The organism is Pseudomonas sp. (assembly GCF_036387035.1).
Lineage (GTDB): Bacteria > Pseudomonadota > Gammaproteobacteria > Pseudomonadales > Pseudomonadaceae > Aquipseudomonas.
The window spans coordinates 1-7,505 of record NZ_DASVUM010000034.1 but is presented as its reverse complement, the minus strand read 5'-3'; the positions used below and the strand labels follow the sequence as shown (position 1 = coordinate 7,505).

The 7,505-nt window shown below is 62.3% G+C and carries 6 protein-coding genes; 1 reads left to right on the top strand and 5 read right to left on the bottom strand.

The annotated features are described in order from the left end of the window. The 5 genes from VF672_RS03330 to gabT all read right to left on the bottom strand — a co-directional run. On the bottom strand, positions 1-1,082 hold a 1,082-nt coding region (locus tag VF672_RS03330; protein ID WP_331101444.1), incomplete at its 3' end, for a filamentous hemagglutinin N-terminal domain-containing protein. Between the two features lie 21 nt (positions 1,083-1,103). Then, positions 1,104-2,804 carry a ShlB/FhaC/HecB family hemolysin secretion/activation protein gene (locus VF672_RS03325; RefSeq protein WP_331101442.1) on the bottom strand — a complete coding sequence of 567 codons (1,701 nt, stop codon included), beginning with the start codon at positions 2,802-2,804 and terminating at the stop codon, positions 1,104-1,106. Between the two features lie 241 nt (positions 2,805-3,045). Continuing rightward, positions 3,046-3,534, bottom strand: a complete 489-nt coding sequence (locus tag VF672_RS03320; RefSeq protein WP_003174918.1) for an Lrp/AsnC family transcriptional regulator — start codon at positions 3,532-3,534, stop codon at positions 3,046-3,048. Between the two features lie 44 nt (positions 3,535-3,578). Continuing rightward, entirely contained in the window at positions 3,579-4,223 is a 645-nt protein-coding gene (locus VF672_RS03315) for a 2-haloalkanoic acid dehalogenase (RefSeq protein ID WP_331101436.1), read from the bottom strand. A 45-nt stretch (positions 4,224-4,268) separates the two neighbouring features. After that, positions 4,269-5,567: a 4-aminobutyrate--2-oxoglutarate transaminase gene (gene gabT / locus VF672_RS03310; RefSeq protein WP_331101434.1), complete on the bottom strand. Its 1,299-nt coding sequence runs from the start codon at positions 5,565-5,567 to the stop codon at positions 4,269-4,271. A gap of 193 nt (positions 5,568-5,760) precedes the next feature. Here gabT and VF672_RS03305 point away from each other — a divergent pair, with 193 nt between their 5' ends. Next, entirely contained in the window at positions 5,761-6,687 is a 927-nt protein-coding gene (locus tag VF672_RS03305; protein ID WP_331101446.1) for a glyoxylate/hydroxypyruvate reductase A, read from the top strand. The last annotated feature ends 818 nt before the right edge of the window (positions 6,688-7,505 follow it).

Below are 7,505 nucleotides of genomic sequence, written 5' to 3'. Positions count from 1 at the left end.
CTGCTGGAGAGCCTGACCTGATCGCGGGCGGCGACGTTCTGCTGAATATTCAAGGCATCGCGGCCTTGCACGTCGACGCTGCTGCCGTACACCGGGCCCTGCAGCTGGGTGTTGAGGGCCTTGACGGTGACTGCGCCCGTTGCGGCGGCCTGGCCCATGTTCAATTGGCCGTTGGCGTCGATCTGGATATCACCGGCGCTGGCTGCAAGGTTGCCGGCCACTTTCACGCCGACCCCGGCTTCGGTGCCGACCAGACGAATGGCGCCGGCATACATGCCACCCAGCGCAGAACTGTCGATGGCGAGCTGTGGCCGGGCGCTGCCGTCGTCCGCCAAGGCGGTGGGGTTCAGGGTCTGGGCGTCGACGTCGTTGCGCCCGGCGATGATGTTGAGTTTGTTGGCGTGCAGTTCGGCGTTGATTTTCGCGCTGCGGGTGATGATGTCGAACTGGTCGATGTTGCCGGCGTCCAACCCTGCGCCCTCGACGGACACGCTGCCGCCCTCGACGCGGAAATGATCAAGACGGCCGTTGTCCAGTACCGGCGTGCCGGTGGTCAGGGTTGCGCGCGGCGTGTTGATGAACCCGCAGCCGTTGCAGCTGATGCCATACGGGTTGGCGACGATCACGTGGGCGCCCTGCCCGGCCACTTCGGTGTAGCCGTTGAGCTGGCTGGCGTTGGCGCCGGTCACTTCGTTGAGAATGATCGACGCGGCCCGGCCGTTGAGGTTCTGGTTGCCGACCACAATGCCGCCCAGTTGCGTGCTCTGGGTGCGGGCGGTGGCGTTGTTGAGGATCACGCCCTGGGCGCCGACGTTGTACTGCTGATACTGGTTGTGGGAAAGACCGCTGGCATTAGGCGCCGCGATATTCACGATGGGCACGCCGTTCCCTGCCTGACCCAGGGTGGTGTTGGTGGTGCCGCTCACCGCGATGCCGTCGGCCTGGACCAGCAGCGGTTGCCAGAACATGGCGTTGGCCAGAATCAAGGCGATCCCGCGCTTGGGCATGCCCCAGAAACGTGGGCGCTCAGTCAGTGCAGCAGAGGGCTGACGCACGAGGAAATCGAAGTGGCGAACGTCCATGTCAGGTATCTCCGTCAAACGTTAGAGAAAAAAGTCCATGCGGAAATAGATCGGCGACTCGCGCTCAACCAGGCCGCCGGGGCGCTCCAGAGAGTGGGCAAAGGTGACGGTCGCGGCGACGTGCTGGCCGCGGGCAAAGCACTCGAACGCGTTGCTGGACAGGCGCCCGTGCTCGTCGTCGTTGTAGCGACCGTTGGCGATCACGCCCTGGTCGTAAGACGCTGCAATGCCGTAATCGCTGAAGGCCGGGCGCAGCCAGTCGAGGGTGACGGGGCGGGTCAGGCGCAGCTCGTTGCGCCAGTAGCCGCCGCTGTCGCCGGCCAGCAGTTGGTCCTTGTAGCCGCGCACCGACGATGAACCGCCCAGGCTCATGCGTTGAGGGCTGAACAGCACGTCTTCGCTGCGCTGCCCGGTGGCGAGGCTGGTGAAGGTGAAGCTCTCGTCCCACAGCTTGAACGGCTGCAGGTAGCTCACGGTGCCGGTGTATTTGCGATAGCGCGCATTCGCCTCGCCCGGCCCCGGGTGGTTGTTGTCCTGGGCGCCAAACGCGCTGATGCCCTGCTGCATGCCCAGGTCAATGTTGAGAAAGGCCGAACCCACGCGCCGCCCGTGATTGACGCCGTACTGCACTTCGCTGATGCGGTTGCTGCTCTGAGCCAGCCGGCTGTCTTCGATGTAGTTGTTGCTGCGCAGGTTGGAGACGCCAACGTTCAGCGAAGTCTTGCTCAGGGCATCGCGGTAGATGACGCGCTCGGCGCGCAGCTGATGGGTCTGGCTGTCGCCGTTCTGCTTGAAATCGAAGCCACTGGCCTGGGCCTCTGAGCGGTATTCGCTTTCGCTGTAGCTGTAACTGAAATTCCACCAGCCCCACGGCAGGTTGTAAGCCAGCCCGACATTGTGCGAGGTGTGCAGGTGGTCGGTCATCGCGTCGTGACCGCCGCGCAGGCTCAGTTGATCCGCCAGACCCAGCGGGCTGTCCCACTCAAGACCGGTGTTCCACTGCTGCTCGCCGGTGCTGCGCTGGCCGTCGTTGTTGCGCGACAGGCTCACGCGCCATGGCTTTTGCGGGCTGTTCTTGACCAGCACGTCGCTGCCGCCGACCTCCTGGCCCGGCGTCAGCTCCATCTGCGCCTGATTGGACGGCAGGCGATTGAGCTGATCGACCATCTGCTCGATCTCGCGCAGGTTGACCAATTGCCCTTCGCGCCCCGGAAAGGCCATCGCCAGTTCACGTTCGCTCAGGCCACTGTCGGCAGCGCTTTGGAGTTTTTCCAGTTGGCCTTCCACCACCAGCACCTCCAACTGACCCCTGGAAAGGTCCTGCTGGGGCAGGTAGGCGCGGCTGGTTACCAGCCCTTTGGCGATATAGAGGTTGGTGATGGTCTTGAGCAATTCGTTGAGCTGGGACACGCCCATGCACGTGCCCAGATAGGGCTGCGTCAGGCGCTGGCGCTCGGAATCGGACAACGACGCGGCGCCCTTGAGCTCGATCGTCGTGATGATGAAGCAGCGGTCATCGACCGGAGCAGAGGTTGTCGCAGGGGCGGCTTGTTTGCCGGGCAGACTTTTGAGGTCTTCGAGACGCCGTTGCTGATCCTGGAGCAGTTGCTCCTGGCGGTCGCGCAACAAATCCTGATCGCCGGGATTGGGCGCGGCGCGAGCAGTCAGTGGCGTTGCGGCGAGCAGACAGAGCAGCGCAACTCTAAGGGCGAAGAGGTTCACGAAGCATCCTTGCAATGGCACAGTGACATCAAAATAACGGCGCGATGGTAATGAGCCATTACACTGACGTCAATAAGCCGACTTCAAGTTTCATGTTCGCCCGACCCCAGCGTTTCCTGGCTTCCCCCTATTGGCCAAATCCCGATCACAAAAAAAGGCCGTCCGCGCAAACGGACAGCCTCTTAGCGCTCTGCAATCTTCCTCTCGGGAGACGCAGGTCGCGGTTTACATCAAGTCTATTTCAATGGCGCAACAACTTGCGCAACGGCACCCCATCCTTGAGCACTGGCGACTTGATGACGATGTAGCTGAAGTACTTTGAGATCCCGATATTTTTGTCGAGCAGACTTTCCACCACTTCCTGGTAGTGCTGAATGCTGCGGGTCATGAAGCGCACCAGGTAGTCGTAGCCGCCGCTGATCAGGTGGCATTCCAGGACCTCGTCGACGAGACGGATATTGGATTCGAACTTGGCGAAGTCTTCGCGCTTGTGGTCGCTGAGGGTGATTTCGGTAAACACCGTGACCGAGTCGGTGATCTTGGCCAGGTTCAGGTGCGCTTTGTAGCTGGAGATATAGCCGGCGGACTCCAGCCGTTTGACCCGTTGCAGGCAGGGGCTGGCGGAGAGACCGACGGCATCGGCGAGGCTGACATTAGTCATCCGGCCGTCCTTTTGCAGTTCGACCAGGATGCTGATGTCGATCCGATCCAGTTTTACGAGCCCTTCCATTACGTACCTCTTGACTGCCGTTGTAAGACAATCTTCTAGCAAAATCAGCGCCGTAAAGACAGCTGATGCTGCGCCACCAGATCGGCCATGCTGTTGATGCAGTACTGCGCCGCGCAGGGCGAAGGCTGACGCGCCCGGTGGCGGCCGATCAGGCAGCGGTCCAGCGCAGCGTAACGGCCGACAGACGGTCGGGTCACGTGGAGGATCGGTTCCAGCGGCTCGCCCTGTTCGGTGAGCCATTGCGGACCTTCGGACAGGGAAATGAAATCTTCCGGTGCAATGCCCAGCCGCTCACCGAGCAGTCCGCGGTCCTCGGCATCGCGGTCGCCGCGCACCAGCAGGCGGTAGAACTTGCGCAGATACAGCATGGCCCCCGGCGCGTCCTCGAACAACGACCAGTTGCCCGCCGAACGGGCAAAGCTCATCCCCTCCTCCCAACTGGCGTGCAACCCCCACGTCTCAGCCAGCTGGCGGTGGGCGAAACACAGCACGCCGCTGAAGCCCAGCTCAGCGAAACGCGCATACAGGCCGGTGACGACGGTATTGAATTCGGCCAGCACCTCGTCCCTGGACGGTTGACCGCCGCGGCTGTCGAGCAGCGGTTGCAGCGCGGCCCAGACGCCGGAATCGCGATCCACCAGCACTTCATCGCAATCAATCAGTAACGTTCGGTACTCTGTCAGCCCCATCTACCTCAACCTCCTGGATGCCTCTGGCCCGCAGCGGGCAAAGCGCTACTTCAAATTCAAGACCCGTGCCAAGGCCGCATCGAGGATCTGCACGGCCTCGTCGACCTGAGCCTCGGTGGTTACCAGCGGCGCGAGGAAGCGCAGTACGTTGCGGTAGACGCCGCATTTAATCACCAGCAAACCGCCGGCGCGGGCTTCGTCGATCACCCGTTGGTTGAGATCGGCATCCGGGGTGCGCGCCGCATCATCCTTGATCAGCTCGATTGCCAGCATGAAGCCGGTGCCGCGCACATCGCCGATGCGCGGGTAACGCGCCTGCAAACCGATCAGGCCCCGGCGCAGGCGTTCGCCCAATGCCTGGCTGCGCGCGAGCAGTTGTTCTTCTTCAAACGCCTCGATCACCGCCAGGGCCGCCGCGCACGCCAGGGCGTTGCCGCCGTAAGTGCCGCCGAGGCCGCCGGGCAGTGGCGCGTCCATGATGTGCGCCTTGCCGGCGACACCCGACAACGGCAGGCCACCGGCGAGGCTTTTGGCCACGGTGACCAGATCGGGCTGGATGCCGGCGTGCTGGAAGCCGAACCAGGTGCCGGTGCGGCCGAAGCCGGTCTGGATCTCGTCGAGGATCAAGACGATGCCGTGCTTGTCGGCCAGTGCACGCAGTGCCTGGAGAAACTCCGGCGGCGCGGCTAGGAAACCGCCATCGCCCTGCACCGGTTCAATGAGGATCGCAGCGACTCGCTCTGGCGCGACCTGGGTTGCCAGCAGTTCCATCAGCGCACTGAGTGCCGCTTCGCTGCTGACGCCACGGTAAGCGTTGGGGTAAGGGGTATGGAACACCTCCGGCGCAAATGGCCCGAAGTTCTGTTTATAGGGTTGGCTCATGCCGGTGAGCGTGGTGCCGAGCAAGGTGCGCCCGTGAAAACCGCCACGGAAGGCAATGACCGCTGAACGATTGGTGTGGGCTCGGGCGATCTTCACCGCGTTTTCCACCGCCTCGGCGCCAGAGGTGAAAAACGCGGCCTTGTAGGCGTCTTGCCCGCCGATCATTTCGCACAAGCGTTGGGCCAGGTCGAGGTAAGGCTGATACGCCGCCACCTGAAAGCAGGCGTGGGAGACTTTTTGCAATTGCGCCTGCACGGCCGCGACCACCTTCGGGTGGTTATGGCCCACGTTGAGGACGCCGATACCGCCGACGAAGTCCAGGTAGCGCTTGCCGTCCACGTCCCACATTTCGGTGCCCTGGGCACGGTCGATCACCAGAGGGTGCGCGGTCACCAGGCCACGGGGCACGAATTGCTCGCGCTGACGGAGCAAATGAGGGGTTTCGTCGACTTTGCTGTTCATGGCTTTTCCCACTGTCAGTCCGGCAACCCGAAGGCGGTTGCGATGCTGTTCAGATTACGGCGTGCGAGCAACGCACTTAGCCGAACTTGGCCCGTGAGAACTGCGGATCCACTGTTTTGGCCCCGCCTTTCAACAGATCCTGCGCCGGGCTTGAGGGATGATGATCGTCACCTTTAACCAGCAGGAAATGCCCATGGCCTTGCTCTATAAAGCCGACCCCGCGCGCGCGAAACACTGGCAGACGCTGTTCGCCGAACACGCCCCGGACATTGCCTGGCGCGCCTGGCCGGACATCGGCAATCCTGAGGAAGTCGAGTACCTGGCGGCCTGGCAGGCGCCGGATAATCTGACGCAGTTGCTGCCCAATCTGAAGGTGCTGTTCGCGCTGTCGGCCGGGGTCGATCAGCTTGACCTCTCTCGGCTGCCGGCGGACCTGCCGGTGGTGCGGCTGCTGGATCCGGGCATCACGTGGGGCATGTGCGAGTACGCGACCTGGGCGGTGTTGAGTCTGCATCGGGATATGGTGCGGTACCGCGAGCAGCAGGCGGCGCGGTGTTGGCAGGCGCATCTGTTGCAACCGGCGCAGAGTCGGCGCGTCGGGGTGATGGGGCTGGGGACGCAGGCGCAGCAGATTCTGGCGACGCTGGCGCCGTTCGGGTTTGCGTTGTCGGGCTGGGCGCGCAGTGTTCATGAGATTGAGGGTGTGGCGTGTTTTGCGGGTCAGGCGCAGTTGTCGGCGTTTTTGGGCCAGTGCGATATTTTGCTGTGTGTGTTGCCATTGACGGAGCAGACGGAGGGGATTCTGGACCGGAATCTGTTTGCGTTGCTGCCACGGGGTGCGGGGCTGATCAATATGGGCCGCGGCGGGCATCTGGTGGAGGGGGATTTGCTGGAGGCGCTGGACAGCGGGCAGTTGGGCGGCGCGGTGCTGGATGTGTTGCAGGTGGAGCCGGCAGCGGCGGATCATCCTTTTTGGGATCATCGGCAGGTGGTGTTGACGCCGCATGTGGCGGCGATGACGCAGCCGGCGAGTGCGTTTGGGGTGTTGTTGGAGAATATCCGGCGGTTTGAGCGGGGGGAGCGGATGGTGGGTCAGATAGATCGAAATCGCGGTTATTGAGGTCTGGATCAAGCGCAAGATCGAGAGCCTCTGCCTAACGGCAGAGCGTTTCGCCTTCGGCGAGTTACTTTTAAAAAGCCGGGAGCCGGACCAACTAAAAGTAACCAAAAGTGCCTGCTCTCGGTTGGGCCCGACTTCGTCGGGTTCCTTCACTCCGGTCTCGCTCCGTGGGCCCTGCGTTCAGCCTGCACCCAAGTCGCGTTTGGCGGTGTCTGGACCTCTTGTGTTTGAAGATCAACAGCAGATCTAAAGCAGATCTAAAGCAGATCTAAAGCACATCTAAAGTAGATCTAAAGCAGATCTAAAGCAGATCTAGAACAGATCTAGAACAGATCTAGAACAGACCAAAGGCTTCCCGGCTAAAGCCGGTCCCACTGACACAGCGCATGCTTTTAGTGGGACCGGCTTTAGCCGGGAAGAGGCCCGTCCAGACGCTGACATCTGATCGTTCCCACCCTCTGCGTGGTAACGCCGCCCCGGACGCTCTGCGTCCATGTAGGACCGGCTTTAGTTGGGAAGCGGACGCGATCTGTGCGCGGCCTCTTCCTTAGCTGACACACCTTATCCAGCCTCGGCAGTCATTCCCTTCCGCCCTACTTTGGGCATGCCGCCGCGCGGCAACATCACGTAACCGTCCCTTCGTTGACCGCTCCTCGACCCACCCGCATCCTGCGCGCCCTCAAATTTGCGCGCACCCGGTAGGTCATGTTCAAGGACGACACAAAAGATCCCTTCTGGGAAAACTCGATGTTCAAAGGCACAACGCTTCCCAACGGCGGCGCGTCCTGGGCAGCCTGGAATCCACCGCCCGAACCTGT

What these genes read in the sequence shown, in the direction of transcription:
- VF672_RS03320 (WP_003174918.1), bottom strand. Translation starts at nt 3,534, where the DNA reads ATGGAAGGGCTCGTAAAACTGGATCGGATCGACATCAGCATCCTGGTC.
- VF672_RS03315 (WP_331101436.1), bottom strand. Translation starts at nt 4,223, where the DNA reads ATGGGGCTGACAGAGTACCGAACGTTACTGATTGATTGCGATGAAGTG.
- gabT (WP_331101434.1), bottom strand. Translation starts at nt 5,567, where the DNA reads ATGAACAGCAAAGTCGACGAAACCCCTCATTTGCTCCGTCAGCGCGAG.
- VF672_RS03305 (WP_331101446.1), top strand. Translation starts at nt 5,761, where the DNA reads ATGGCCTTGCTCTATAAAGCCGACCCCGCGCGCGCGAAACACTGGCAG.